This is a genomic window from Mariprofundus sp. KV, from assembly GCF_013387475.1.
GTDB lineage: Bacteria > Pseudomonadota > Zetaproteobacteria > Mariprofundales > Mariprofundaceae > Mariprofundus.
This window is the reverse complement of sequence record NZ_VWNB01000003.1, coordinates 110,970-137,609: the sequence shown is the minus strand read 5'-3', so window position 1 is coordinate 137,609 and position 26,640 is coordinate 110,970. Positions and strand designations below refer to the sequence as shown.

22 protein-coding genes are annotated in these 26,640 nt (G+C 52.8%); 12 read left to right on the top strand and 10 right to left on the bottom strand.

The window, feature by feature from the left end; translation table 11 throughout:
- Nucleotides 1-66: 66 nt before the first annotated feature.
- The 6 genes from F3F93_RS12575 to F3F93_RS03445 all read left to right on the top strand — a co-directional run bounded on the left by F3F93_RS12575 (nt 67) and on the right by F3F93_RS03445 (nt 4,922).
- Nucleotides 67-510 (top strand): prepilin-type N-terminal cleavage/methylation domain-containing protein, encoded by a 444-nt coding sequence (locus F3F93_RS12575; RefSeq protein ID WP_206675369.1) that lies wholly within the window; start codon nt 67-69, stop codon nt 508-510.
- Nucleotides 511-576: 66 nt separating this feature from the next.
- On the top strand, nt 577-1,260 hold the full coding sequence (locus tag F3F93_RS03465) for an ABC transporter ATP-binding protein (RefSeq protein ID WP_176957775.1): 684 nt from the start codon (nt 577-579) through the stop codon (nt 1,258-1,260).
- Entirely contained in the window at nt 1,257-2,066 is an 810-nt protein-coding gene (locus tag F3F93_RS03460) for a hypothetical protein (RefSeq protein WP_176957774.1), read from the top strand. Before F3F93_RS03465 ends, F3F93_RS03460 begins: the two co-directional genes overlap by 4 nt.
- On the top strand, nt 2,066-2,731 hold the full coding sequence (locus F3F93_RS03455; protein ID WP_176957773.1) for a hypothetical protein: 666 nt from the start codon (nt 2,066-2,068) through the stop codon (nt 2,729-2,731). Before F3F93_RS03460 ends, F3F93_RS03455 begins: the two co-directional genes overlap by 1 nt.
- Nucleotides 2,728-3,219 carry a prepilin-type N-terminal cleavage/methylation domain-containing protein gene (locus F3F93_RS12570; protein ID WP_347239180.1) on the top strand — a complete coding sequence of 164 codons (492 nt, stop codon included), beginning with the start codon at nt 2,728-2,730 and terminating at the stop codon, nt 3,217-3,219. The genes F3F93_RS03455 and F3F93_RS12570 overlap by 4 nt, the downstream gene beginning before the upstream one ends.
- 167 nt (nt 3,220-3,386) lie before the next feature.
- Nucleotides 3,387-4,922 carry an O-antigen ligase family protein gene (locus tag F3F93_RS03445; protein ID WP_176957772.1) on the top strand — a complete coding sequence of 512 codons (1,536 nt, stop codon included), beginning with the start codon at nt 3,387-3,389 and terminating at the stop codon, nt 4,920-4,922.
- On the opposite strand, the gene tsaD is transcribed toward F3F93_RS03445, so the two are convergent.
- The 3 genes from tsaD to F3F93_RS03430 are packed head-to-tail and all read right to left on the bottom strand — an operon-like array spanning nt 4,919 to nt 9,442.
- Complete coding sequence (tsaD, locus tag F3F93_RS03440) at nt 4,919-5,947, bottom strand: tRNA (adenosine(37)-N6)-threonylcarbamoyltransferase complex transferase subunit TsaD (protein WP_176957771.1); 1,029 nt, start codon at nt 5,945-5,947, stop codon at nt 4,919-4,921. The genes F3F93_RS03445 and tsaD overlap by 4 nt on opposite strands.
- On the bottom strand, nt 5,944-7,497 hold the full coding sequence (locus tag F3F93_RS03435; protein WP_176957770.1) for a hydantoinase B/oxoprolinase family protein: 1,554 nt from the start codon (nt 7,495-7,497) through the stop codon (nt 5,944-5,946). Before F3F93_RS03435 ends, tsaD begins: the two co-directional genes overlap by 4 nt.
- The gene (locus F3F93_RS03430; RefSeq protein WP_176957769.1) at nt 7,487-9,442 is read right to left on the bottom strand and encodes a hydantoinase/oxoprolinase family protein; all 1,956 of its coding nucleotides are present in this window, start codon (nt 9,440-9,442) and stop codon (nt 7,487-7,489) included. Before F3F93_RS03430 ends, F3F93_RS03435 begins: the two co-directional genes overlap by 11 nt.
- 184 nt (nt 9,443-9,626) lie before the next feature.
- Between F3F93_RS03430 and F3F93_RS03425 the strand changes: the two genes are divergently transcribed.
- Entirely contained in the window at nt 9,627-10,382 is a 756-nt protein-coding gene (locus tag F3F93_RS03425; protein ID WP_176957768.1) for a hypothetical protein, read from the top strand.
- A 120-nt stretch (nt 10,383-10,502) separates the two neighbouring features.
- Here F3F93_RS03425 and icd read toward each other — a convergent pair whose 3' ends face one another.
- The 3 genes from icd to aspS all read right to left on the bottom strand — a co-directional run bounded on the left by icd (nt 10,503) and on the right by aspS (nt 14,524).
- The gene (gene icd, locus F3F93_RS03420) at nt 10,503-12,245 is read right to left on the bottom strand and encodes an NADP-dependent isocitrate dehydrogenase (protein WP_176957767.1); all 1,743 of its coding nucleotides are present in this window, start codon (nt 12,243-12,245) and stop codon (nt 10,503-10,505) included.
- Nucleotides 12,246-12,274: 29 nt separating this feature from the next.
- The gene (locus F3F93_RS03415; RefSeq protein ID WP_176957766.1) at nt 12,275-12,556 is read right to left on the bottom strand and encodes a DUF4398 domain-containing protein; all 282 of its coding nucleotides are present in this window, start codon (nt 12,554-12,556) and stop codon (nt 12,275-12,277) included.
- Between the two features lie 180 nt (nt 12,557-12,736).
- Entirely contained in the window at nt 12,737-14,524 is a 1,788-nt protein-coding gene (gene aspS / locus F3F93_RS03410) for an aspartate--tRNA ligase (RefSeq protein ID WP_176957765.1), read from the bottom strand.
- A 240-nt stretch (nt 14,525-14,764) separates the two neighbouring features.
- On the opposite strand from aspS, the gene F3F93_RS03405 reads away from it, so the two are divergent.
- Complete coding sequence (locus tag F3F93_RS03405; protein ID WP_176957764.1) at nt 14,765-15,844, top strand: HD domain-containing phosphohydrolase; 1,080 nt, start codon at nt 14,765-14,767, stop codon at nt 15,842-15,844.
- A gap of 109 nt (nt 15,845-15,953) precedes the next feature.
- Complete coding sequence (locus F3F93_RS03400; protein ID WP_176957763.1) at nt 15,954-16,904, top strand: class I SAM-dependent methyltransferase; 951 nt, start codon at nt 15,954-15,956, stop codon at nt 16,902-16,904.
- 12 nt (nt 16,905-16,916) lie between these two features.
- Here F3F93_RS03400 and F3F93_RS03395 read toward each other — a convergent pair whose 3' ends face one another.
- The 4 genes from F3F93_RS03395 to F3F93_RS03380 all read right to left on the bottom strand — a co-directional run bounded on the left by F3F93_RS03395 (nt 16,917) and on the right by F3F93_RS03380 (nt 23,816).
- Nucleotides 16,917-20,213: a UvrD-helicase domain-containing protein gene (locus F3F93_RS03395; protein WP_176957762.1), complete on the bottom strand. Its 3,297-nt coding sequence runs from the start codon at nt 20,211-20,213 to the stop codon at nt 16,917-16,919.
- The gene (locus F3F93_RS03390) at nt 20,206-22,893 is read right to left on the bottom strand and encodes a PD-(D/E)XK nuclease family protein (protein WP_176957761.1); all 2,688 of its coding nucleotides are present in this window, start codon (nt 22,891-22,893) and stop codon (nt 20,206-20,208) included. Before F3F93_RS03390 ends, F3F93_RS03395 begins: the two co-directional genes overlap by 8 nt.
- 11 nt (nt 22,894-22,904) lie before the next feature.
- Nucleotides 22,905-23,249, bottom strand: coding sequence for a hypothetical protein (locus F3F93_RS03385; RefSeq protein ID WP_176957760.1), 345 nt, complete (start codon nt 23,247-23,249; stop codon nt 22,905-22,907).
- Nucleotides 23,250-23,369: 120 nt separating this feature from the next.
- Nucleotides 23,370-23,816 carry a DUF1841 family protein gene (locus tag F3F93_RS03380; protein WP_176957759.1) on the bottom strand — a complete coding sequence of 149 codons (447 nt, stop codon included), beginning with the start codon at nt 23,814-23,816 and terminating at the stop codon, nt 23,370-23,372.
- 154 nt (nt 23,817-23,970) lie between these two features.
- Here F3F93_RS03380 and F3F93_RS03375 point away from each other — a divergent pair, with 154 nt between their 5' ends.
- The 3 genes from F3F93_RS03375 to F3F93_RS03365 all read left to right on the top strand — a co-directional run bounded on the left by F3F93_RS03375 (nt 23,971) and on the right by F3F93_RS03365 (nt 26,444).
- Nucleotides 23,971-24,897 carry a lipase family protein gene (locus tag F3F93_RS03375; protein ID WP_176957758.1) on the top strand — a complete coding sequence of 309 codons (927 nt, stop codon included), beginning with the start codon at nt 23,971-23,973 and terminating at the stop codon, nt 24,895-24,897.
- Between the two features lie 41 nt (nt 24,898-24,938).
- A complete protein-coding gene (locus F3F93_RS03370; protein ID WP_176957757.1) occupies nt 24,939-25,400 on the top strand; it encodes an isoprenylcysteine carboxylmethyltransferase family protein in 462 nt (153 codons plus the stop codon).
- A 156-nt stretch (nt 25,401-25,556) separates the two neighbouring features.
- A complete protein-coding gene (locus tag F3F93_RS03365; protein ID WP_176957756.1) occupies nt 25,557-26,444 on the top strand; it encodes a hypothetical protein in 888 nt (295 codons plus the stop codon).
- The last annotated feature ends 196 nt before the right edge of the window (nt 26,445-26,640 follow it).

Genomic DNA, 26,640 nt, shown 5'->3' with positions numbered 1-26,640 from the left:
TGCGACTAGGGAGATACACATTGCCAAGGATGGCAGTAACTTAATATAAGGGAGAACAATCCAATGATGAATTTGATTAAAAAAGAGAAGGGTTTCACACTGATCGAGCTGATGATCGTGGTTGCCATCATCGGTATTCTGGCAGCTATCGCAATTCCGCAGTTCGCCAGCTATCGTACCAAAGCATTCAACACAGCATCAGCTTCTGATACCCGTACAGGTGTAACCATTTTTGAAGCCTTTTTCACTGACGAAAATGCATACCCTCAGGCAGAAGGCCTGTTCACTGGCTCAGCCACACTGGATAACGCTTCAGGTGCAACCTCAACAACTTGGAACCTCTCATCCGGCGTAACCGGTGGTTCTACCGGTGGCGGTAACAGCTATGTGATCAGAACCAAACATACCGGTGGTGATGAGTGCTACACAGCCAATCAGGATGCGCCTACTGCAGTGGCAGAAGCCGGAACAGCAGGTTCCGCGCTGGCCGCTGTAGGTGCTTGCAACTAGTAGTTCAGATTAATGTATATAAAAAGGGCGGCTTTTCAGCCGCCCTTTTTTTGCTAAGGTGGCAGCATGAATCAAGCGTGGCACATTCAACATCTGACCAAAAGGTATCAACGAGATACTGTACTGGATGGTATCGACCTCACCCTAAAAGCAAGCCAGATCACCGGACTACTTGGTGTTAACGGTGCCGGAAAAAGCTCCCTGTTCAAATCGATGCTGGGACTTATCTCCCCTGATTCAGGCACTGCCACTCTGCCCCACCCATCAAGCATCGGTTATATGCCGGATCTGACGCATCTTCCCGATAGTCTTACTGCACTACAGATAACACGCCACGCCCTGCGAATTAAGGGAGCCTCCGCACTTCTGGCTGAATCCACACTTGAAGAGATTGGTCTGAAATCAACGGCCTGGAACAGAAGAATAGGCAGCTACTCCAAAGGTATGCGTCAGCGTACAGCCCTTGCCTTTGCGCTGGCAGGAGAACCCTCCTGGCTACTGCTGGATGAACCGATGTCCGGCCTTGATGCGGTCGGGCGCAAACAGCTGCTCAAGCTCTTGAAGCTGCGACATCAACAGGGTGCCGGCATCTTTGTCTGCAGCCATATCGTACCTGATCTGGTCAGGCTTTGTGATCGCATTCTCATCCTCTCTAACGGCAAGCTTAAGAGAGACATGGCTATTCAGGAGCACTCCATGGATGAGATCTCCTTTGTTGAAGATCAACTGGAAAAACTGAGCCACCCATGACTACGACCATTGAAATCACCCGCATCACAATTTTAGAGATCATCCGCATGCGCATCTTTCAGTTTTTTGCTGTGGCGATCCTAGTTACCCCGATTATTGCACTGGTTTTCTCCAATATTTTTATATTCGATATTGGCAAAGTAAGAATCGATGTGTTTGCTGCCGCAACACGCCTGCTGATCACCAGCTATATCCTGTTTGTTGCCGTAACATTGATGGGCAGAGATATCGGCCAGAAGAGCTGTTATCAGTTTCTCATGCCTCCGGTATCCAGACATGCTTACCTCACTGGTCGTTTCGCAGGCCTCACCTTCTGTATGCTGATGTTGATGGTCGTTACCATGATTGCAGGAGAGCTACTGATTGCCCTGACTCTTGCCGAAACGACCGAGATCTACCGCCACGGCATCACTCAGGGGCAGGGTTTCACGCTGGCTATATTAAGCTTCGTTCAGCACATCAGCCTGCTGGCCATGGTGATCATGATCTGCGTCTGGGCTACCGGTTTGGCAGAGATGCTGGTCTTCTCTATCGCTGCCATCTTTCTTAGCTGGACACTGCCTCCCATTATCCATGCCCTGCAGAATCAGGAGGTGATGCAACATGTTCCACCACTGATTTCATCACTGACCAATAGCATTGGTTATATCTTCCCTCAACTCAACGGGGGTGATATCGCCGTAGCTTTAGCACATGGCGTCAACATCAACAGCACAGATATTCTCCTGCACTTCACAGAGCATTTCAGCTATGCCTTGATGATGTTTGTACTGGCACTCATCATATTCTCGCGCCGAGATCTTTGATGCAACGGATGCTTTGGTCTCTGCTTCTGCTTGCAACGATCTCCTATGGGGCAAGTCGCATGCTGGTCAGTGATAGCAGTGCCATATTATCTACGGTTGTCCAAAGCGGACCTCTGCCAAGTGTGGCACAACAGATTGTTGCTGGCCCGTTTGTCGGCATGGTCGCCGATTATAATATCCTGGCTGTATTCACAATCTATGATCAGATCATCTACAAACTACCGGAGTCTGAAAAACAGCATGCCTGGCAGCAGCTGGCGTCATATCTTCAACGCACCAGTGATATCGACCCTCTGTTTATGGACACCTATCGCCTTTCAAGCGGCCTGCTGGCCTACTCAGAGCACGGTGCACAGGATGCAATTGCAATATTGGCAAAAGGAGCAGAAGCCCGAAGCTGGGACTGGGAACTTCCGTTTCTGGCCGGTTTTATTGCCTATGATAGCCTGAAAGACAGTGAGCAGGCCTTCTATTTCATGGAAATGGCCACCAAACGTCCGGGTGTGCCTCCAGTAGCCATAGGTTTGGCAAGCCGCATGCTTACTCAACAGCAGGGGGTGGAGGCAAGCATCAGCTTTTTACACTACTTGCTTACCACGATGCCTGCAGCTTACCATGGCCAGATCCAACGACGTATAAGAGAGCTAAAGGAGTCAGCATTGTGAATGAGAAAGGTTTTACCCTGATTGAGCTGATGATCGCAGTGGCAATTGTTGGCATACTTTTAGCTGTTGCCATCCCCTCCTATCAAAGTTATCGCGTCAAAAGTTATTACGCCTCTGCAGCCAGTGATATTCGCAACCTCTCCCTGTTTGAACACAGCTTTTATTCAGACCATCAGGAGTATGTTGCAGTCGTCCCCTCCGATAAAGATGCAAATGGTGTCATCTCAAAAAACGTCACGCTGAACAACGGCTCAACTGAACTGTTTGAAATCAGATCACTGACTCCGGCTGTGCAGATCGTAGTGAATGTTGATGGAACCAGACAATATGCCAATTTCGGGGCCTATCATCCAGGCGGCGACCAGATTCTTGCTATTGAGAACGACTATTCTGAATTTAAAAAGACGGATAAAACCGGCACACTGGTATCTGCAGATATCCCGGCCGCCACGGCTGCAAATGATCTCGCTTCGTGGGCAAAATATTAACCGACCCTGCCATTGAGCTAATGATACAGAACACCAGGTTCACAACTCGCATATCCCTTTTTGCACTTTTTTTATCACCGCTTTTTGCGCCCTACCTGATCAATCCGAACGTTGTACCACCGTACAGTGTTCCGGCCATTTCACTCGCAGGTTTAATCCTGTTTTTATTGGCTGAAAAAAAGTACGATCTCCCTGCGCCGTTGGTTGCCATCTTTTTTTTCCTGCTCTCCACCCCATTTCTAATCGGCTCTGATCTGCTTCTGTTCAGCTTCGCCCTGGCAGCGATCTATTTGTATGCAAGCCTGCTACCCCATCATGAACTTAAAACAGTGTATAAAACCTTCATGGTATCAGTTGCCATCATCATATCTCTCGCGCTCTATGTGTGGGTTGGTTTAAATGGCAGTGAAGCGTTACATTTTTATGGCTGGGCTCTGACAACAGATGCCATTCAAAACAAGATGAATGGCCCGTTCGCCAATGGTAATGTGCTGGCCATCGTTATTGTTTGCGCATGGTCTATCGCTGTCTGGTTCTGGCTGAATTGCTCCAGCCGATCTCAATGGGGATGGTTGCTGATCATCCTCTTTTTCTGGATATTTATCTTCAGCTCAATGGCCCGTGGTGCATGGCTTGCACAGATGTTCCTTTTAGCATGGGTCATGTTTGAATTGCTTAGAAGGAAGTGTTTTAAGAAGACTGTAGCTATCCTAATCGCGGGATTCATTGCCTGGAGTGCAGGAGATGCACTGGCTCAATTTAATCAACCACAAATTGGTGGTATTCAGCATCAATTTGAGAAAAGTGCAGAAGATGGTCTTGCAGAGAGAGTGACGCTGTGGAGAAGTGCATGGGAGGTGTGGAAATCATCGCCAATGCTAGGAGTCGGCCCATCTCAGTTTAAGGCGCACTATCTTACAGCCCAGTCAAAAGCGCTGGAGAGCACACCTGATGCCCATGGAATAGGTGATACAGCAAGTGCACATCATATTCTGCTGCACCTGATGGCTGAATACGGCATTGCAGGCTTTCTGCTCTGGGTGGCACTATCCCTGTTTATACTTCGCCTACTCTGGTTATACCGTTTCAAACTCGATGCGCTACGCTGGCCTGCTCTTGCATCAGTTGTTGTGCTATGGATTCAAGGGCACTTCAACATATCCTTAACAGAACCCTTCCCCCTTACTTTATTCGCACTGATGCTCGGTATAGTCTCTAAACCGCTCATACAAACGCACTCTTTTCAGATCAAAAAAACGTGGTTTCTGGCAGTAACCTTCATTGTCTTTGCTTTCCTTGTATCAGGAGCAATCCAGACAACAGCGGCGTGGCATAAATTTGGCCAATGGGTACATATGGACTACAAAGCTCCACAGAAAGGTGCGATTGCATCTGTACTGGCCAATAACGATCAACTCTTCCCCTATATTGTAGAGTTCTCAATTGCGGAAATGGTTCACCTGCCAGGCAAACAGAGACAGATTGCCGAGATGCGCCCGCTTATTCTCAGAGCGCTCTCACTGCATGAGCGACCACGCCTCTACAGGGAGCTCTTCTATGCCTACATTGTCGATGATAAGCTGGTTGAGGCATGCAAAACAGGCATGTTTATCAGACGACAGAACTGGATAACAGATGAACCAAACAGAAAAGCCTATGCAGATGTATGCCGAGGCAAGACCCCTGAAGCTTTTCAGCTCTAGGCAGTCAAAGGCCAGCGCGGTGTGGCATCCCACTCATCAGGAGCGCTGATACCGGCACAGAGATGCTGAAAACCGGCATAGGCGATCATGGCGGCGTTATCGGTACAGTGTTTGGGGTGCGGGAGATGTACCTCTACCCCTTTTTTTTCTGCCAGATTAAACAGTGTATGCCTGAGTGTATGATTAGCTGCTACGCCACCGGCAATCACAAGTCTTGGCGCATCCTCTCTAATACAGGCGCGGATACTCTTTTTGACCAGCACCTCACTGACCGAGGCTTCAATGGCAGCGGCCATATCTTTCATCATCTGTTGATCAAATGCGTCGATACCACCGGCATTTTTCACAGCATACATCACGGCTGTCTTCAACCCGGAAAAGCTGAAATCGAGATTATCTTTATTGAGCATCGGGCGCGGCAGCTTAAAGCGTTTGGCGTCCCCTCCCTTGGCCAGCATGGCGATCTCCGGTCCTCCCGGATAGGGAAGCCCCATCAGCCGTGCTGATTTATCGAAACACTCACCCGCAGCATCATCCAGAGTCTGACCAATCACACGGTAAGAGCCGATGCGGTCTACCCGCACCAGTTGCGTATGACCACCGGAGACAAGCAGCGTAATAAACGGAAACTCGGGCAACAGCCCGGCCAATCCCGGTGCCAGCAGATGCCCCTCCATATGGTGAACAGGTGCAACAGGAATATTGTGCACCAGTCCTGCAGCTCTGGCATAGGAGGTGCCAACCAGAAGTGCCCCCATCAGGCCGGGGCCAGAGGTGACGGCGATATGGTCAATCTGATTCCAGCTCAATTCAGTCTCAGCCAGTATTGAGGTCACCATCGCTGGCAGCGCAACAAGATGTTCGCGTGATGCCACCTCCGGCACCACACCACCAAAACGCGCATGCGTCTCAATCTGTGAGGCCACCTGCTCAGCCAGAAGCTCACCTCTGCCGGTGGCTGGGTCACCGTCATAAATGGCTACCGCAGTCTCGTCACACGATGTCTCAATACCGAGAATTTTCATCTATCACCCTTCTTCTCTCCAAATCCGCCACCGCCCGGCGTCTCAATGCGTATACGATCACCGCGTTTAAGCGCAAAGCTGCCCTTGGCAGGTAAACTTCGCCACTGACCATTTCGCCACAAACTGTTCACACCAGAGCTGCCCGCTTCACCACCGGCCAGCCCATAGGGACGGGAGCGCCTTCGTTCAGTCAGCAGAGAGAGCTGACAATCCTCAAGCACACACCATTCGCGCACCAGACCATCACCACCGCGAAAAGCCCCCGCTCCCCCGGAACCTTCACGCACGGCGTAGGCGGAGATGCGCAGTGGATAGTGCATCTCCAGCACCTCAATCGATGAGTTTTTGGTATTGGTCATATGGCACTGAACTGCCGAGAGCCCATCACCTCCAGCAAAGGCGCCCATGCCTCCGGCCAGCGTTTCGTAATAGACCCACTCCTCACCACTGCTTTGGCCACCGAAAATCACGTTGTTCATCGTGCCCTGCGCTGCGGCAGGGATACGATCAGGAATCGCTTTGGCCAAAGCCCCCAGCAGTACATCAACAATGCGCTGGCTTGTCTCCACATTACCGGCAGCCACCGGTGCGCCTCTCTCGGCATTGACCAGAGACCCTTTTGGCGCACGAATTGTGATGGGATGAAACAGTGCTGCAGTCTGCGGTGTATGCTCAGGCATCAGGCAGCGGAAGACATAAAAGATACTTGCTGCAGTGACGGCCAGCGGGCAGTTGACCGGCCCTCTGGCCTGCATCGCCGTGCCGTTAAAATCGACAATAGCAGCTTCACCTCTGATCGATACAGTGATCCGAATGGTCAGCGCGGATGAGCCGCAGCCATCATCCTCCAGACTGTCTTCAAAGCTGTAATTGCCATCCGGAATAGAAGCCACGGCACTACGCCCATAACCTTCGGATACCGCAATAAGTGCTGCAAACATCTCTCTCAACTTATCGGGCTGAAACGCGTTCAGGCGAGCAACAGCCACCAAAGCGGCTGCCTTCTGTGCAGCGAGATCTCCCATACGTTCGGCAGGCGCTCTAACCTGCTCATAAAACAGGCGTAGCAACTCAGGGTTTTCGACCCCCGCTTCAAACCAGTAGCGGGGAGAGATAATCAAGCCTTCATCCTGCAGCCGGGTCTCTACCCCCATCGAACCTGGTGACCTGCCGCCGATATCTGCGTGGTGGGCACGTGCTGCAGAGAATGCGACAAGTTCACCGGCTATAAACAGCGGTGTGACAACGGTAATGTCGGGAAGATGGGTACCGCCAAGATAGGGGTCATTAAACACCACCACATCCCCGGCTTGCCACTGAAAAAGAGGAATGACATCAACCATAGCAAATGCCATTGAACCCAGATGAACAGGAATGTGTGCTGCCTGGGCTATTAACTCCCCTTTCTCATCAAACAGAGCACAGGAGAAGTCCTCGCGATCACGTATATTAGGCGAGATCGCACTGCGCTTAAGCACCGCCCCCATCTCCTCACAGATCGCGGCAAGCCGGTGTGCGAAGAGGCTGATCTCTACCGCATTAACATTCACTGTTTCTCTCCAACAGCAGATGCCCCTGAACAGAGAGCTGCATACTCCACCCCTGAGGCAACCACAACGTTGAGGTCTCCTCTACAATCAGAAGCGGGCCATGTGAAATACAGCCCGGTCTGAGTTCAGAGCGTTGCAGATGCCCCACCTCACCGGCTCCGTAGACCGGTGAGAACGCCGAGGGCGCAACAGGCTCATCACAGGCTGGCAACTGCGGAAAGCTCAGCGCCGGTCGTTCAACAAATGCGGTTAATCGCACTGTCATCATCTCAATCGGACGCTCAAGAATATGGCCATATGAGCGCAGGTGCTCAGCCTCAAACGCCTTTACCATCGAGGCAATCTTCGATTCAAACGGAATCGTAAGATGGAACCCCTGCCCCATATAGCGCATATCAACAGCACGTTCACTGGAGAGATTCAAGCCTGCCATGCCATCTGCAGCCTCCTGCTCCAGCTCACTAAATATGGCTGATAGCTGTGCCATCGCATCGCCATCACCCACAGCAATGCGCCTGCTTCTTGAGTAATCACTCTGCTGACGCCCGGCCAGCATACCCAGTGCAGAAAAGGCACCACTGGCCAGAGGCACAATGACCCGGTGCATGCCCAGTTTTTCGGCCAGCGAACAGGCATGCAGACCACCGGCACCTCCAAAACAGAGTAGTGAAAAATCATCCGGGTTGTGCCCGCGCTCAACAGATACCACGCGCAGGGCTCCGGCCATATGCTCTTCGGCAATTTCAACCACCGCATCGGCGGCCTCTTCAGCACTGAGACCCAGCTGTTTTCCGTACTGTTCAAAAGCAGCCACAGCAGCTGCACGATCAAGCGGCATACAACCTGCCAGCAGCGCATCCGAGGGAATACGACCAAGCACCAGATTGGCATCCGTCACAGCCGGTGTCACTCCACCTGCTCCGTAACAGACAGGGCCGGGCCTTGCTCCGGCCGACTCAGGCCCAACCTGTGGCAGGCCCGCCACATCGATCCAGGCCAGTGAACCACCTCCTGCGCCAATGGTGTGAATATCCAGCATCGGTAGTGCAATCGGCATACCGGCAATAGAAGATGCGGTTGTTTTCGCAGCTTTCCCCTGAATCAGCGCCACATCAGTGCTGGTGCCACCCATATCAAAGGTAAGAAGGTTAGGCTCGCCAAGCTCTCTGCCAACCGCTTCTGCAGCCACCAGACCACCTGCAGGACCTGAGAGCGCCAGTTTCACCGCCTGTGCACCGGCAGCTTCAGCATCCATAACGCCACCGGCTGAGTGCATCACAAACAGATGTTTTGGCCGCAGTGTGTCTCTGATGCGCCTGAGGTAACGCTGCACCAGTGGCCCGACATAGGCGTTTAGGAATGTAGTCGCACTCCGCTCATACTCTCTGTACTCTGAAAGCACCTGATGCGAGAGGGATACATACAGATCATCCGGCAAAACAGCAGCGATCTGCTGCTCATGACTGGCATTGAGAAATGAGAAGAGCTGGCAGACAGCAACCGACCTGTAGTCGCCCTGTTTAATAAGATCCGCAAGCCCTGCAAGCTCCTGTGGTTGAACCGCTTCGATCTCCAACCCCTCACAATTCAGATGGCCTGATAAGCCAAGCGTGTCACATCGCGATAGCCATGGCATACGCGATGCAGGTGTCAACGCATAGAGTTCAGTTCGTGTCTGTCTGCCTATGGTGAGGAGATCCTCCAGCCCCCGATTGGTGATCAACAGGGTTTTGACCCCCTTGCGTTCAAGGATCGCATTGGTGGCTACCGTTGAGCCATGAATCAGGTGTAGCTCAGCAGCATCTAACCCTAGCGCGGCAATCCCCTGCTCAATAGCCCGTGATGGATCATCCGGTGTGGACAGCTCCTTATGGAAACGCAGACCCGAGCGGTCAAACAGAACAAAATCGGTGAAGGTGCCACCTGTATCAACCCCTAAAAACATGGCAGGATTGTAGCCGTCACATCCTTTTATGGCTAACGCTTAGAAGCTGGAATCCTGAGATAAAGGGGCTTATCCAAAGCTCCATCGTGAAGCAGATCACATCTCTTGCTGACCGGCCACTGAAGTATTGCTTGTCTGGGATTTACGTACAAAAATTCATATCTCTTGATTGGAGTGTTTTATTATGAAACTGAAGATATCGGCTGCTCTCTCAGCCATGATGTTTGGCTTTGCAGGCCTTGCCTGTGCAGATGAGACCATTGCAGTAAAGGTCGGCTATATGATGCTATCCCCATCCGGCCAGTTTGCCTCAACGGTTAACAATGTCGGTACCCGCGTTGATATGGAAACCGACCTGGCACTGAAAAATAGTCAGCAGCCCACCGGTGAGATCATAGTGAACCTGGGCGATGCAGCCATCTCAGCAGCATTCGTTCCGATGACCTTTAGCGGCAGCAGCGTGCTTAATCGCAACATCACCTATGGTGGCACAACCTATACAGCAGGAACCACCGTCAGCAGTGATTTCAAAGCCGACATGCTCGACTTCGGTTATACCTATTACATCGTTAACATGGATGATCTGCCCTCCCGTTTTCAGCTGGGCATTGAGACGGCTGTAAAAACCATCACAGCAAAAACCTCAATCACCAGTGCCGGTGCCACATCCAACAAGAGTGCGACTGTTCCCATTCCTACCGTGGGACTACGTGCCCGTGTTGCGCTGGCTGATTTTATCGGTGTTACCGGCCGCGTCGGCTATCTCGGTTATTCGGGTAACAGCATCCTTGATGCCGATGCCCAGATCGAATTTTCGCCACTACCAACGCTCGGCATCTATGCAGGCTATCGCCAGCTGAAGCTGAAGATCGACACCAACAGTATGTACGTCAACACCACCTTCAGCGGCCCCTATGCAGGTGCATTCTTCCGCTTCTGATCATTCACCACTAAGTTTTATCTGATAAGAGAGAAGGCCGGATCGTTGATCCGGCCTTCTCTGTTTTTATACCATCTTTTCTCTGTCTACTTCGTGAACTTCGTGGTGAACAGAAAGAACTCAATAGCTCTTGGTAAACTCGGTCGCATGACATTTCGGACATGGCGGCACACGCCCGGTCTTCTTGAAGTGCAGCTCATTACCGCAGGCACGGCAGGTTAATGTACCGGCACTGGTAATCTCACCGGAGCGGCAACTGATCGCCTTCTGGGTGCGCTCGGCAATAGATGAGAGTGCACTGCCTGCCATATTCAGCAAAGCCGACAGTGACGCCAGAGCGCCTGCACCAACACGCGATGGATTGAGCTTCTCTTTCGCCTCACTTCGCATCACATCAGCCACCTGAGCAAAATCACGTTCGAGAAACTGCTTGAGATTTTTACCCTGCTCTTCGCTGAATGCACCAGCTGCGGTCAGCTGCTTACGTGCCTTCTCCATAGCAATCTGGGCGTACTCACTACTCTTCTCAGCCCCCGCCTCAAACAGCTCTTTAAAGCGCTCGGCCAGTTCATCGTACTGGTCCTCTGGATTAGCCGTTTCTGCACCACGTCCCATATGAGAGATCACGGCATCACCGAATGCGGAGGTGGAGAGTTTTGTTGCCCCCTCCATCTGACGATGGAAATCATAGGTCACGGTTTTAGCCGCGATTGCACCGTTGATACCATCGAGAATCAGGTCAGCGGCTTCTGCCCACCCCATGTAGCGTAACATCATCTCACCGGATAGCAGCACTGATGAGGGGTTGACCATATCCTTGTCGGCATATTTAGGGGCGGTACCGTGGGTTGCCTCAAAGATGGCATGGCCAGTTGTGTAGTTGATATTTGCACCCGGTGCGATACCGATGCCACCCACCTGTGCCGCCAGTGCATCAGAGAGATAGTCACCATTAAGATTAAGCGTAGCGATCACATCAAACTCGGTGGCACGGGTCAGCACCTGCTGCAGTGCAATATCAGCAATAGCATCCTTGATGATGATGCCATTTGGTAACTGGCACCAAGGGCCGCCATCAATCTCAACCGCGCCGAACTCCTCTTTGGCTACAGCATATCCCCAGTTACGGAAGGCTCCTTCAGTAAATTTCATGATGTTGCCTTTATGCACCAGCGTCACCGAATCACGCCCGTTATCAATGGCATACCGGATAGCCGCACGCACCAGACGAGCTGTACCCTCCTGTGACACCGGTTTCACACCGATACCGCTACTTTCAGGAAAACGGATTTTGCTCACACCCATCTCATTGTGCAGGAAGGTGAGCAGCTTCTTCACCTCATCAGAGCCGGCCGCCCACTCGATACCTGCATAGATATCCTCAGAGTTTTCACGGAAGATCACCATGTCAACATCTTCAGGGCGTTTTACAGGTGAAGGCACACCTTCAAAATACTTTACAGGGCGCAGGCAGGTATAGAGATCAAGCTTCTGACGCAGCGCCACATTCAGTGAGCTGATACCGCCACCGACAGGTGTGGTCAAAGGCCCTTTGATACCAATCAGGTACTCAGTGAACGCATCCAGCGTCTCCTGCGGCAGCCATGCCTCATCGGACTGGCCGTACATATGCCAGGCCTTCTCTCCGGCAAACACCTCCATCCAGGCGATCTTGCGCGTGCCTGCATATGCCTTTGCAACGGCCGCATCCAGAACACGTTGTGATGCCCGCCAGATATCACGACCGGTGCCATCACCCTCAATAAAGGTGACAATCGGCTGATCCGGCACACTCAAAATGCCGTCAGCTCCCATAGATATTTTTTCGCCGTTTTCCGGCACACTGATTTTATCAAAGGCCATGACTTACCTCACTCGGTAGAAACGAATTGTTACTGTTTAGTGGACTGTTTGATGCGTGCAGCGGCCTGTGCATTGCGCTTGGCTTCAAGCGCTTTACCACGTGCTGTTTCGTAGTGTTCAAGACGGATCGCTTCAGCAGCCTCTTCCATCGCCGTTTCAGCAGATTTCAGATAAACCTCTGATTTCTGGCTGCTACCGGGAAGATCCTGTGCCGCCTTGATTGCAGAACGCGCATTGGACATCTCCTGCACCGGCGGTTTCGCCGCACAGGCAGAGAGCAATATCATCAGAACAAACAGACCGCGTTTCATAACATGCATAATCAGCCTATTTCATTGCGATGTCAATGCACTGGCCGCTGTAAGAGATTGATATCATTCATATTGATCAGGCCGATGAAGCTGCTGTCGGATACGCAACGCGACAGCATAAAAAAGGCCGCGTAAGTTACGCGGCCTTTTGATGATTGAACGATTATTTGAATGTTTGGATCAGCTCTCTTTGATGGTTGGGCGTTTACGCAGACCCAGCTCTTTCCACTGCGCATCGGCAACCTCACTCGGTGCATCAGACATCGGATCAGCCGCCTTCTGCGTCTTCGGAAATGCGATCACATCACGGATTGAGTCCACTCCGGCCATCAGTGCCAGCACGCGATCCAGACCGAATGCCAGACCACCGTGTGGTGGTGCACCATATTTCAGAGCCTTGAGCAGGAAGCCGAACTTCTCGTCTGCCTCTTCATCGGAGATACAGAGTGTTTTGAAAACCCGTGCCTGCACTTCCGGTTTATGAATACGGATCGAACCACCACCGATCTCGGTACCGTTCCAGACCAGATCATAAGCCTGTGAACAGATATTCAGCGGATCGCTCTCCAGCTTGTGCAGCTCATCTTCGCGTGGTGCGGTAAACGGGTGATGCAGCGCTTCAGGACGTTTCTCATCGGCATTCCAGGCAAACATCGGGAAGTCGACCACCCAGACAAAGCGGTGATCATTCTCGGCAATCAGATCGAGATCATGGCCCATCTTCACACGCAGATGGCCCAGTGCATCATTCACAACCTGAGTGTCACCGGCACCGAAGAAGAGCAGATCGCCATTCTCAGCTTCACTGGCTTCCAACAACTCAGCCAGCACATCTTCAGGCAGGAACTTCACAATCGGAGACTGCAGACCAGCCGGCAGATCGGATTTATCATTCACTTTGATCCAGGCCAGACCTCTGGCACCGTAGATCGATACAAACTTGGTATAATCATCAATCTGTTTACGCGAAAGTTTTGCCGCACCATCAGGCACGCGCATCACTTTAATCAGACCACCATTATCAGCCGGATCACGGAACACTTTGAAATCGACCTTCTTCATCAGTTCGGTGACATTAACATGTTCCAGTCCAAAACGGATATCGGGACGATCCAGACCAAATCGATCCATTGCTTCATCATAAGTGATACGTGGAAACTCTTCCGGCAAGCGAATACCAACACCGGCATCAAACATCGAGCGCAACAGCCCTTCAGCCACGGCCATCACCTCATCCTGATCAGCAAAGGAGAGTTCAATATCGACCTGCGTAAATTCAGGCTGGCGATCAGCTCGCAGATCCTCATCACGGAAGCAGCGGGCAATCTGGTAGTAGCGATCCATACCGGCCACCATCAGCAGCTGTTTAAAGATCTGCGGGCTTTGCGGCAGTGCATAAAAGGAGCCGGGGTAAACCCTTGAAGGCACAAGATAATCGCGTGCGCCTTCAGGTGTTGATTTATTCAGGATCGGGGTTTCAATCTCAAGGAACTTCTGGCTGTCGAGATAGTTGCGCGCCGCATGCGTAACACGGTGACGCAGCTCCATAAAACGCTGCATCTTCGGGCGACGAAGATCGAGATAGCGGTATTCAAGCCTGACCTGCTCGGAGGTATCACAATCATCATCAATCATGAATGGCGGTGTCTCTGAGCCATTCAACACCACGATATCGATCGCTTTCACCTCGATCTCGCCGGTTGGAATATTGGCATTGACAGTGCCTTCACTGCGGGCAATCACCTCACCCACCACTTCGATCACATCCTGCTGACGCATAGCGTGTGCAAGCTTGTGCATCTCAGGGGTATCGGGGTGCACCACCACCTGTACCAGACCGGAACGGTCACGCACGTCAAGGAATACCACACCGCCATGGTCACGATTGGTCTGCGTCCAGCCATTCAGACGAACAGTCTGACCGATATGCATTACTGTGAAATCTCCGCAATGTGTGCGTGGTAGCATCTTTTGCACCTCCGAAAAGTCATCCGATCCCATTGAGATCAAACGGTCGCGCAGACTAGCGCCGCCTGTGGAATCAGGCAAAGAATGTATCATTTTCAATTATTAAACAGTGTAACCAGCTGACAGCACCTCTTACGCGAGAAAAACATGAACTATTCCTGCTTAAGTTATTGATACAGTAGCCGATAGATGTTTAATCTATGCCAACCGAGGGAGCAGTAGCATGAGGGGGATCCACCATTGTTATGCAATCAGATTGAGCAGATTCACCGTAATTTAAACGATACATTCCCGGCACTCTGCCGTATTGCCGTTGTGCTCTACGATAAAGAAACCGACATGCTGAAAACCTTCACCAACAGCACCCGCGATGCCACCCCGATCCAGTACTACTCAAGCAAACTGAGCAACTCTGAGTCACTATCAAAAATGGTAGCGACCAGAGAGATCCGCATCATTGATGATATCACAGCCATATCTTCAGACAGGCGCCATACCAAGCTGATCAAGGCGGCCGGTTACCGCTCCAGCCTCACCTTTCCGATATTCAGTAAAGACTCGCTGATCGGCATCCTGTTTATGAATGCCAAAGAGGTCAGTTATTTCACCCCCCAAAGGGTTGAGCAGCTGAAAATATTTATCCATCTCATCTCTACCTTGCTGATTGCCGAAACCATGCCGCTGAAAACATTGAAGGGTGCCGTTGCTACAGCACGTGAGTTCAGCCGCATCAAGGATGAGGAGACAGGTGCCCACCTCTCCCGCATGTCGCATTATGCCCGCGTCATCGCACTGGAGATTGCCGAAAAGCATGACCTTAATGATGAGATGATTGAGTATATCTTTCAGTTCAGTCCGCTGCACGATGTCGGCAAGGTCGGCGTACCTGACAAAATCATCCTTAAAAACGGTAAACTTAGTAATGATGAGAGATCGGTAGTGCAAACCCATGTCCATATTGGAAAGGGCATCATCGATACGATGGTTGATCAGTTTGATCTCGATGGCCTTGATAATGTGCAGATGTTAAGAAATATCGTGCTCTATCATCATGAATGCATCGATGGCTCCGGTTATCCTGAAGGACTTAAGGGTGAAGCGATTCCCATTGAGGCTCGCATCACCTCAACGGCCGATGTGTTTGATGCTCTGACCAGCAAACGCCCCTACAAAGAGGCCTGGTCCAACCGCAAAGCGCTGGAGTTTATGGCGGAAAACAAAGGCAGGATGTTTGATCCCGACTGTGTCGATGCGCTTTTTGCCAGCAAACCTATCCTGAAAGCGATCCAGCTCCGTTTTAAGGAAGACAAGCTCGGCTGAGAGGAATATTCAGCCGCTGTTTTCACCCCGTTTCAACCTTGCTTCTGATCAATGAAATTGCCAGCGAAATAGATTAACATTCGCCCGAATTCAGATTAGGGGCCCCATTTTGAATAGTGATCAGACACAGCTTCCGGAAAATAAGTGCGACCTTTGCGAAGGCTCAAGCTTTGAAGAGATAGGCACTCGCGACCGCCACGGCAAAGAGCTGCATACCGGCCTCTGCACAGGCTGTGGCCTGGTGGCGCACATGCCAGTGCCCAGTGAAGAGGAGGTCTCAGCATACTACGCTGAGCAGTATCGCCGTGATTATCACGGTGAGAGCACCCCTTCCAAACGGCGTATTATGCGTGCCTGGATGAATGGTGATCGCATTCTTAAACAGCTCTTCTCGCGTCTGGACAAATCGGCAAAGGTATTTGAGATCGGTGCCGGTATCGGCTGCACGGTCAAATCATTTGAGCTGCAGGGTTTTCAAGCCAGCGGCATTGAACCGAACAAGGACTTCAACGCCTTTACCCGCGAACAGCTGCACGCATCGGTAGAGAATCGTAACCTCTACGATCTACCTGCTGAACCTACCTATGACGTGATTCTGCTGATCCATGTGATCGAGCACTTCTCCAGCCCTACCCGTGCGCTGAACCATATCCACAGCCTGCTTAATGAAGATGGTTTTTTCTATGTCGAGTGCCCGAACATTGCCGGCCCGTTCGCCACCTATGATCGCCTCTTCCACTATGCGCACATCTACAACTTTACCCCTGCAACCCTGATTGCGCTGGCCAAAAAGTGTGGTTTTGAACTGGTCAGCCAGTTCACCGATGAGTCCCATCCCGATATCAATATGCTCTTTCGCAGGGTTGAGGTAAAAGCCCTTGAGGTCAGCAGTGATGAAGCGGCACACACCAAAGCAGCCATTCACCGCTACAACGCATTCACCTATCACCTGCGCCCGGCTTATATCATTCGCCGCATCAATAAGGTTCTGAAGTATATGGGTGAGTTCTTACTGGCCCGCGTCTTTGTCAAAGGGATGCTCAAACACTGTAAAAAGTAGCGTTTGCAATGTTCAATCCTCTACGCTCACCTCGTGCATAACATCGAGCATAGGGAAATAGAGCGCTGTTCTGATTTTTCGAGTTGGCTCCATGCTTTGCAGGATTGAGGCGTAGCGGGATAACTGTGGACCGTGGCGTCGCGCCTCCTCGTTGAGGAAAAGCTCCAGATCTGCACCTTCATGCGCAGCGGTTTTATAGTCGATAATCCAGCGTACGCCGTCACCATCAATAAAACTGCGATCAATCACATGGTGTGAGACAAAACCGTTGTTTTCGACACTCAGTGCCCACTCACAATGGCCATCACTGTGTTTGTCGGAGAGAATCCAGCAGCCGGTTTCACTGTTCAGCGTGCGCGCCAGAGCCGCCTCAACACGTTGCTCTGCCTTCTCGAGCATGGTGCCGGAGAGTCCTTCAGCCAGTAGCAATCGATGCATATGCATCTTCGCCTGCAGCTTCTGATCTGTATCCCACTGCTCCACGCCACACTCACCGATACGTTGCAGTGCTGCATGCACAGCATTACCGACCGGCGCCGCCTCAGGACCTGCCCAGAGGTACTCCGCCTCGGCTTCTCCCACCTGTGGTTCAATCACCCTGGCCATCGGCAACTGCCTGATGCGTTGTAAAGGGATACGCTGATCGACATCAGTTTCAATCTGACTCTCCAGATCCACCAGATCGGCGCCGAAACAGCCGACCTCGACACCATCGGGAATCAGCAGATTCAGCAGCGATCCAGATGTGGCACTGCCACTGGTTTCAGAGACGTGTCCCATCATATGCAGCAAGGTCTGCGCCCGGGTACAGGCCACATAAAGAAGACGCGCCAGCTCATAATCGTATTTGCACTTCTCCACCCCGTTGACCAGTGAAAAGAGTGCATCCCCACCACGAGTGGCGGCACGCACCGCCAGCAGCGGATGCACATCGCCATGTACAGGCACATCGCTGTAGGCCAGCAGCGGAGAATCACTGCTGTTTCCGCGTTTACCCAGCCCCGGCAGGATCACCACATCCCACTGCAACCCCTTAGCGCCATGCATGGTCATCAGCTCCACCTGTGCCGCTTCTGCTGATGCGTCCGGTGCGGCGTAGAGCTTCTCCAGCCGTTCATCAAAAAGGGTAAAATTGATCCGCCCCCCCTCATCAAGCGCGCTGATCAGATCCAGTGTCACCTCAACGTTCCTGCCACCGCTCTGATCAAGCAGCTCAAACATGGTCAGACGATGCCAGCCGCTCTCCAGCAGCTGGCGCACCGGTACCCGGCCGGCCTGCTCCATGCATGGGGCAAGTGCCAAACGCAGGGCAACCACCCTCTCTGCAGCCTCAGGCTGCAGGCGTGCAAGTAGCGTCTGATCATGGATCAGCTGCCAGACTGGCATCTCGTTACCACCAAGCAGTGTGAAGAGATCGACCGTAGTCAGACCACAATAGTGAGAGCGCAGCAGCGCTGCCCACGATTCACGATCCGCCGGATGCAGCAGTGCGCGCACCAGCGCACGCAACAGGCGTATCTCCGGACGTCTGTTTAACGGCAGCAGGTTGGTGGCGCGAAATGCAATACCGGCCTCCTGCAGTGCAGCCATGATGGTATGCAGGTGTTTGCGTGAGCGGGCCAGAAGTGCGATCGATTGCGGCTCGCCGTTAGCGTTTAACAGCTCCCGTTCGCGGCGCACCAGTTCAACAACCGCCTCAGCCTCCTGCCGATCATCGCGTCCCTGATGCTGAATATGCAATTGAACTGAACCGGTATGATCAAGTGCAGCCGTGGCCGCCGCATGCGCAACCGCACCGCGCACCGTATCCTGCTGCTCAGGGAAGATTGCGGCGAAGGCCCGATTCACCCAATCAACGATGGCAGGAGCCGAGCGGAAGTTGCGTTCCAGCTGCAGTGGTTCAACTACGGGCAGGCTGGCCTGATTGGCTGCCGCCTGCAAAAACAGCCCCACCTCCGCCTTTCTGAAACGGTAGATCGACTGCATCGGATCACCCACCATAAACAGCGTGCGATGTTTGCCATCACCGGCCTGCCAGCCAGCCGTGAGATTTTGCAGCAGGCGCATCTGTAACAGTGAGGTATCCTGAAACTCATCGACAAGTATATGGTGGATGCGGTAATCGAGTTTTAAGAGCAGATCGGACGGGCTCCCCTGCTCTCCCTCCAGCGCTTTGAGAGCGCGCAGAGCAATCTCGGTGAAATCCGCCTCACCCTTCTGGGCAAAGAGCTGCTGCAGCTGCCCGGCAGAGAGTATCAGCAGAGAGAAGAGAGCCTGCATCAGTTGCCACTGCTGCTCGGAGTAACCCGGCTCGGCAGGCAGCTTCTGTAGCGCCAGCATCGCCTCTTCCAAACCTCGGATATCCGCCAGCTGCGACAGTATCTCCTGAAACATCTGCTTCTCTCCGGCATGCTCCTTGCCGGTCGGGAATCCCCGCCGGGCATTGATGCCGCCGGCTTTTCTGAAGCCATCCTTGGTCAGCAACTCACCGGCAATCAACTGCCACAGCCCCAGCTGATCAATATCCGCATCCGGCCAGCGCTTTAAGCCCTGCAATAACGGCTCACCCCGCTGCTCTCCTGCAAAAGCGAGTAGTCCTGGTAAGGTGTTGCGAATGCCGATGGGGATCAGCTCTGCACATATGCTGAGCGGCTCCTCTATAATATCGCCAAGCGCAGACTCCAGCATGACCCGCAGTCCATCCATATCACGGGCATGGGCGATGACAATCTCCAGCCACTGCTCACGTTTGGCCAACATATCGGCGATCAGATCGATCAGCACTACCGCCTGATGATCCAGATGCAGCAGTAGCAGTTCAGCCGCCTGACTATCTGTGCGCAGCTGCTGATTCAGTGCCGCCTCAGCTGCCTGTCGGTAGGCAGGATAGAGATAGTCCCCCGGCCTTGGCATCTCACCAAGCCCCGAGAGCAGCGGCAAACGGGAAGCCAGTGAATGGGTAAGAGAGTCGAGTGTCATCAGTCTGAGGCGACCGGCATGTTCACTGAGATGCCAACCGCGCTCAGCTGAGCGTTTCAGAGCCGCCTGCGCCAGCTGCCACGTCTCCATCTTATGCGCCTGAGCACTTGACGGTTTTTCCATACAGAGCGCTTCAATCACACGGCTACGCATCTCGGCAGCCGCCTTGCGGGTAAAGGTGAGGGCCAGTATCTCCTCAGGTTCATCGACCAGCGCCAGAAGCGCCAGAATACGCTGGGTTAACAGCTCGGTTTTACCTGAACCTGCCGGTGCCTGTACCAGCCATGAGCGTTGCGGGTCGCGCGCCTTTAAGCGCGCCTGCTCACTCACCACTCACCTCTGCATCCATAACAGATCCACTCTCCTCAACCCTGCACACCGCCTCCAGCCCGCAGTAGCGACATGCCTGTTCATCACGTGGAGAGACATCGCAGCGCCCGTGCGCAAACTCCTCAGCCAAAGCATTAAGGTTCTGCCGCCAGAACAGCAGCAGTGCGCCCCAATCATCCGGGCTGTTGCGCTTGCCGTCACACGGGATAATGCCTCTGATGCCGACATCCTCACCAGCCAACCCTTCAAAACCCATCTCACCACTGCGCACCCGCGCATAACTGACCGCATCCTCTTCACCCAGTTCAGCAGCCATCGCATAGAGCGGCAGTTGCGGCTCCTCAATGCGCTCACCGATCCACTTGCTCACACTCTCTCTGGCACCGGTTTTATAATCGATCAGGATCCTGCGTCCATCCGCATCGCGGTCGATCCGATCTGCCTTGATAGAGACGGAGAACTGCCTCTCCCCCTGCTCCGGTAATAGTAAACGGTAAGATTTCTCGATACTGAGAAGCTGGAATGGCGGACGCGACCTCTCCAACTCCAGCCACTCAAGCAGCACAGCATGCATACGGCGCGCCTCAATCTCGCGCAGTGCAGCTGGAACACCTGCTCGATTAAGCTGCCAGGCAGAGGCGATCGCCTCATCAATCAGGGCAGAACAGCCACTCTCATCCAGTGCATGCAGCCGTTCGGCCGTCTGCAGCCGTCTCCAGATAAATTCGAGTGCCAGATGCAGCAGAGAACCTTTGGTACTCGGCTCAATACCGGGCGTGGAATCGCCAAGCTCACGGATCATCAGTCGATGGCGGGCAAATGCCTTGAACGGGCAGGCCGACTGATCCTTGATCAGCGCCGTTCCACCGCCGCGCTGCTCCTGATCGAGCAACGGCAGCGCCGGTGCATCCTCATAAAACTCCAGCTCCAGGCTGCCTGTTGGAGTGACCGTAGCTGGTACGTAGATATGCTCGACAGCATCCCGGGCAAACGGTGAAAGGCGGCTCTCCTGCTCTCCCCTTTGTGAGACATAACTGATCTCGATCCGGGGAGCCGCAGCCAACAGCTGCAGCCAGATAAAGCGCGAACTATCAAATGCCAGTGTCGCCTGACTCATGCTGATCGCATACTTCTGCTGCACCGGCAACGGCAGCAGTGAGAGCGTACGTGCATGCATCGGAAAGGCCTGCTCCTCCAGCCCGGCCACAAAGATATAATCAAACCTTAACCCGATAATCTGCTCCAGCGGCATCACCATCACATTCGGGTGACACACCTCAACCCGAACCTTTGCATCGGCAGAGGCTGAACGCAGTATGGAGAGAAAGCGCGACCAGCTCATCGCCTCACTGACCGCATCAAGGCAGATCAGCGAGGCAAGTGCATCGCGAAAACTGTTCATCAGGCGAATCTCATCATTACTACGCAACTCCGCAGCAAAACCGGAGGGTACAAAACCGCACTCCTGCAGCAGTTTATGCACCAGCTTCACCCACTCACTCGCACGCTGGCGAGACGCTTTCCACTGCATCAATGAGCTCAGCACCGCACTCAGTTCCGGCACATCAGCAACCAGTTGCGACTCCAGCAGCGAGGTTAATGAAATATGGTGGCGATTCTTCTGACGCAGCAGTCGATCCAGCTCCGCCCTTGCCAGGCGCTCGGACTCATAACCTTTAAGCCAGGGCAAAAAAAGCAGCCGCGAGAAATCAGTGAAGCTGATGCTCTCCGCACCAGCCAGCCCCAGCACGAACAGCAGCTGGCTGATCATCGCAGTATCGCTCAACCGCTCACCCGGCATGGTTACCGCCTGCACAGCAGTTGCCGGATTATCAAGGCTAGCGGGAATCAGGGTTTGTGTGAGTTTACGTTTCAGTGCTAACAGATCACTGATGGCATCACTGGTGAGCAGCGCAATGCGCGCCTGTGGTGATTGCTTGAGGATATCGCTAACACGGCGACTGATATGGTCCAGCTCTGCAAGCTCGTCCGGGCAGGCGATCACGGCTGGAGGGAGCAGATCATCAGGCTGCGGCGGTGCCACAATCTGTAGTCGCACACCGGAGTGGACAAGCGCCTGCATGATCGCCTGTTGCTGGGGTGTGAAGCTCTCAAAGCCGTCGAAGATGATGCTGCTTACGTCAATGCGTTGATCGATATCAGGCAGCAGCAGTTCTGCCTGATCAGCAGCCAGAATACGTCCTTTCAGATCACCCTTCTGCAATAATTCTTGTATCTGTTTCACCCAGCGCAGCAGTGCCTCCGCCTCTTCACCACCATAACTCAGCTCTGAAAGAGGAATCCGGTAGTGCTGCATGATTGCCCATGCCTCGCAGGCATGACGGGCAAGACCGCGTATGGATGAGAGAGACTGGGAACCCTCTGAGAGGTCGGCTCGAATTACCTGCTCCCAGAGCTGCATCTCCTGCATGCGGTTCAGCGCTACAGGCAGTGAGAGATCGTCCTCGGCCAGAGCGGATATCCACGCCTGCCAGCTACTTACACGCGGTGTCTGACTGACTGGCAATGTTGAGGCTGTGGTAATGCGGCGTTTCCAGTCGAGGGTGTGACCTGAACTGGCTGTAATCAGCAGTGCCCCATGCTGCAGAGCAACCACCACATCAGCCGCTGCGATTTCACCGATCTGCAGGGCTTGATCAAAGAGAGACGGCTGCTTCAATGAATGGTCGGTCAATCCGTTGCCGGCGCTTTGGGTTGCCAGTGGCCCGGAATGATATTACCTGCATCGTCGGTGTAGGCCGGTACATACTCCTGTGGCACAACATCATCGCTATGTTGCAGCTCCATAAATACCGTAACGGCACAAATCATACTGATAATGACAACAATAATCACAAACCAGTTCGGATGCCTGTGGTTATGAATCGGTGTGATATCGATGATCTTCTGCTCAAGCTCTTTTTTGTGGCGATGCTTCAGCCATGCCATGCCGATCAACACCATATTGCGCGCAATAAACATCAGCAGCGCAGGGCCAATGAAAAAAACGATTGAGACAAGTAGATTTCTAAACATTAGTCATATCTCCTTTGGGAGATATTACCGCACCCACGGACGGGTGCACAAACAGATAAATGGCGCCCCTGTTTATCTGTTTGCAAAGCAACGAGCAGAGGAGTGGACTGGTCTCCCTGATCAACATGCCAACTCCTTCATACGCCGGGCATAGGCTTCCACATCCGGCTCTTGCCCTGCACGCTGCGCGTAGTAAACCGTTTCCGCCAGAATCTCCAACAGCTTGTGCAGCGCATCGTGCCGATCCATCTTTTTTACGGTCAGCAGATGCACCATCGCATTGGCAGCTTGCGGAGGCTGTTTGGTTGCCAGCTGCTCCTCCAGAGCCAGATGCAGCGAGAGGTGCAGATAAGGGTTCATACCATCATTGACCTCGAAATCACGGTCGAGAAAATCATCCATATCATCAAAGAAGTGGTGATATTCAGGATGCATCTCGATTACGCGTGCGATACGCACCTCAAGCGCATTGATCGGCAGGTCGGCCTGCGCCTTGTGCCATGCATCCCAGAAAATCTGTCTGTGTGCCCTGAGCATCTCTCTGCTCGGCCCTTCCTGTTCAGTCATTCATCCTCCAAACCATCATGCAGCCAAACTGTAACACGATCCGGGCAAGGATAAACGTGAACTCTTAACCTGACGGGGCAAAAAAGATCGGTTTGGCACTTTCTCAAATGACAACTATGATAATAGAAAATGTAATTCCATGGGAGAGAAAGCGATGAACGCTCTTGTACCAAAACCACTACCAACAGACCTATCCTTTGACGGACTGTTTGCAGCCAACACAACCTATGACTATTTCAGGGATTGCGACAGTCACCCCTTCCGCTATACCTCAAACAGTTATCAATCGGTCAATAGCTGGTGGCTGGCCGAAGCATCGCTGCTGGTTTATGTGCGCGACCGGATGTTTGTGACAGAGAAACTGAAAGCTGCCGGACTGGCCCATTGTCACTTCTTTGAAAACAGCGGCACCCAGAGCTTTGTGGCGCATAATGAGAACTTTGCCATCATCTGCTTTCGCGGCACGGAAGTGAGTGAAAGTCAGGATATTCTCACCGATCTGAATCTGCCACTGACAGCGCATGATGGCCGGGGTCTGGTGCATACCGGCTTTAAAAAGGCGCTGGATCTGGTCTGGAACAGCGCGGATTGCGATAGCCATAATATGCTCAAACACCTCAACACAATATGTTCCGAAAACCCCGGATTAAGGCTCTGGTTTACCGGTCACAGTCTGGGAGCTGCGCTGGCCACACTGGCTGCTGAACGCACCCCCAAGGCGCACGGGCTCTACACCTTCGGCTCTCCACGTGTAGGCAACCACGACTTCGCCGATAGCTACACAACGGCCACCTATCGCTTTGTGAATAATAACGACATCGTAACCATGGTACCTCCCGCTATCAGCTACCGGCATATTGGCCAGTTAAAATATATCGATGATACAGGCCATATCCACGACAACCCTAACTGCTGGTTACAGATGAAAAGCCGCATTACCGGGCACATCGGTCATCTCGGCGACCTCTTCAACAGCTGGAGCCACGGCGACCCGGATACCATCCCCGGCGACTATCTCAATGATCACGCACCGATCTATTATGTGGTGCGTATCTGGAACAGTTACATCAAGGATCGCTGATCCTGCTATAGATTTTATCTGATTTGCTTCATGATCGGGCCATGACAAAGCTTAACCTTAAAATTCCGCCACCGATTGTGGCGCTGCTGTGCGGATTAATGATCTGGGGTTTGAGTGTTGCACTGCCCCTGCATCATGTTGATGCAGAGCTTAGAAACAGTCTCGCCTACATCCTGCTTGGCATGGCCGGAGTCATCGACGTCTGGGCACTGATCAGCTTCAGATTGGCCAGAACCACGATTGATCCCCGTTACCCGCACAAAACATCAACCATCGTCTCAACGGGCATCTACAGATATACCAGAAACCCGATGTATCTCGGTTTGGTTTTTATGCTCTCGGCACTGAGCATCTGGCTTGGTGCCAGATTAGGGCTGTTTGCCGTGGCGCTGTTCATCCTCTACATCAACAAATTTCAGATTGAACCGGAAGAAAAAGAGCTGGAGATACAGTTCGGTGATAGTTATCTGGACTACAAGGATCGCGTCCGCCGCTGGATATAATGCGCTATCATGTGCGCTTCGCTCGATTGCGGGAATCTCCATAACAACTAAGCCAGGCCAATAATCTTTACATGCCTTTTACACAGCTGATGCGCACATTTACGTAAACCACGCGAGCCTTACTCCCAGAGTAATCCTGGATTATGGAGGTATGCGATGAACCGAAAAATCACACTATTAACCCTGTTTACACTGCTGGCTGGCACATCTGTTTTCACCCCTGGTAGCGCATTAGCCGAACGCGGCAACAGTGTATCCAATGATCGAAGTGAGCACCGCGTTGAGAAACAGCGCCCCCAGCGTGCAGAGAGAGAGGCACCACAGCGTGTGGAGAGAGAGCGTCCGCAGCGAGCAGAGAGGCAAGCGCCACAGCGAGCGGAAAGAGAGCGTCCACAGCGAGCAGAGAGGCAAGCGCCACAGCGAGCGGAGAGGCAAGCGCCACAGCGAGCGGAGAGAGCACGCCCGCAGTATACTCAGAGAGAGAGTGCACAACGTGTGGAAAGATTTGAGCAGCGCGAGCATAGGCCTGCTGCTTCACAACATCGCACCTATGAAAGGCGCAACAGCAGCGCTTCACCCCGCCATATCGAGCGTGGCCGCACAATTCATGTTGAGCATCCGCGTATCATCGTCAAACCCCGCTACTACCACCCTGTAGCTCGCAGCCGCTTCTTCAGAGGAACCCGCATCTACCGCCCTTACGGTTACCTCTACCCCGGATTCGGCTTTTACTACAGCGATCATGATGCTTTCCGGTTCCTCGCATTCACAGCTCTGACGCTGGCCATCATCCAGCATCTGGATGAGCCTCAGCAGCGTATGCATGAGCACGCACTGGTTCTTGCCACAACCGCTGAGGTAGGCGACAGCCATTACTGGAGCAGTGGACGCAGTTCAGGCTCAGTCACCCTGTTATATGTTGGCTTTGATGCCCGTGGTCGTGAATACCGTGAGTCCAGGCAGATAATCACCGTTGGCTCCAGAACTGAAACCAGTGTTGTGCACACCTACCTGAGTGCCAATGGCAGATGGGAAATTTTATAACCACCTGATTGCAGGCAGTAAGAGTAAGGCCCGGTCAACTGGCCAGACCATGCCACTCTTAAGAGAGTGATGGCGTTTTCCCTACCCACTATATTTGCAGCGATAAACAGAGACAGATTGATATCAAAATCAACAGCTTCAGTAATAATTGGGCCGCTATTAAAGCGGCCCAAAAGATTCACGATTGATAGAAAGT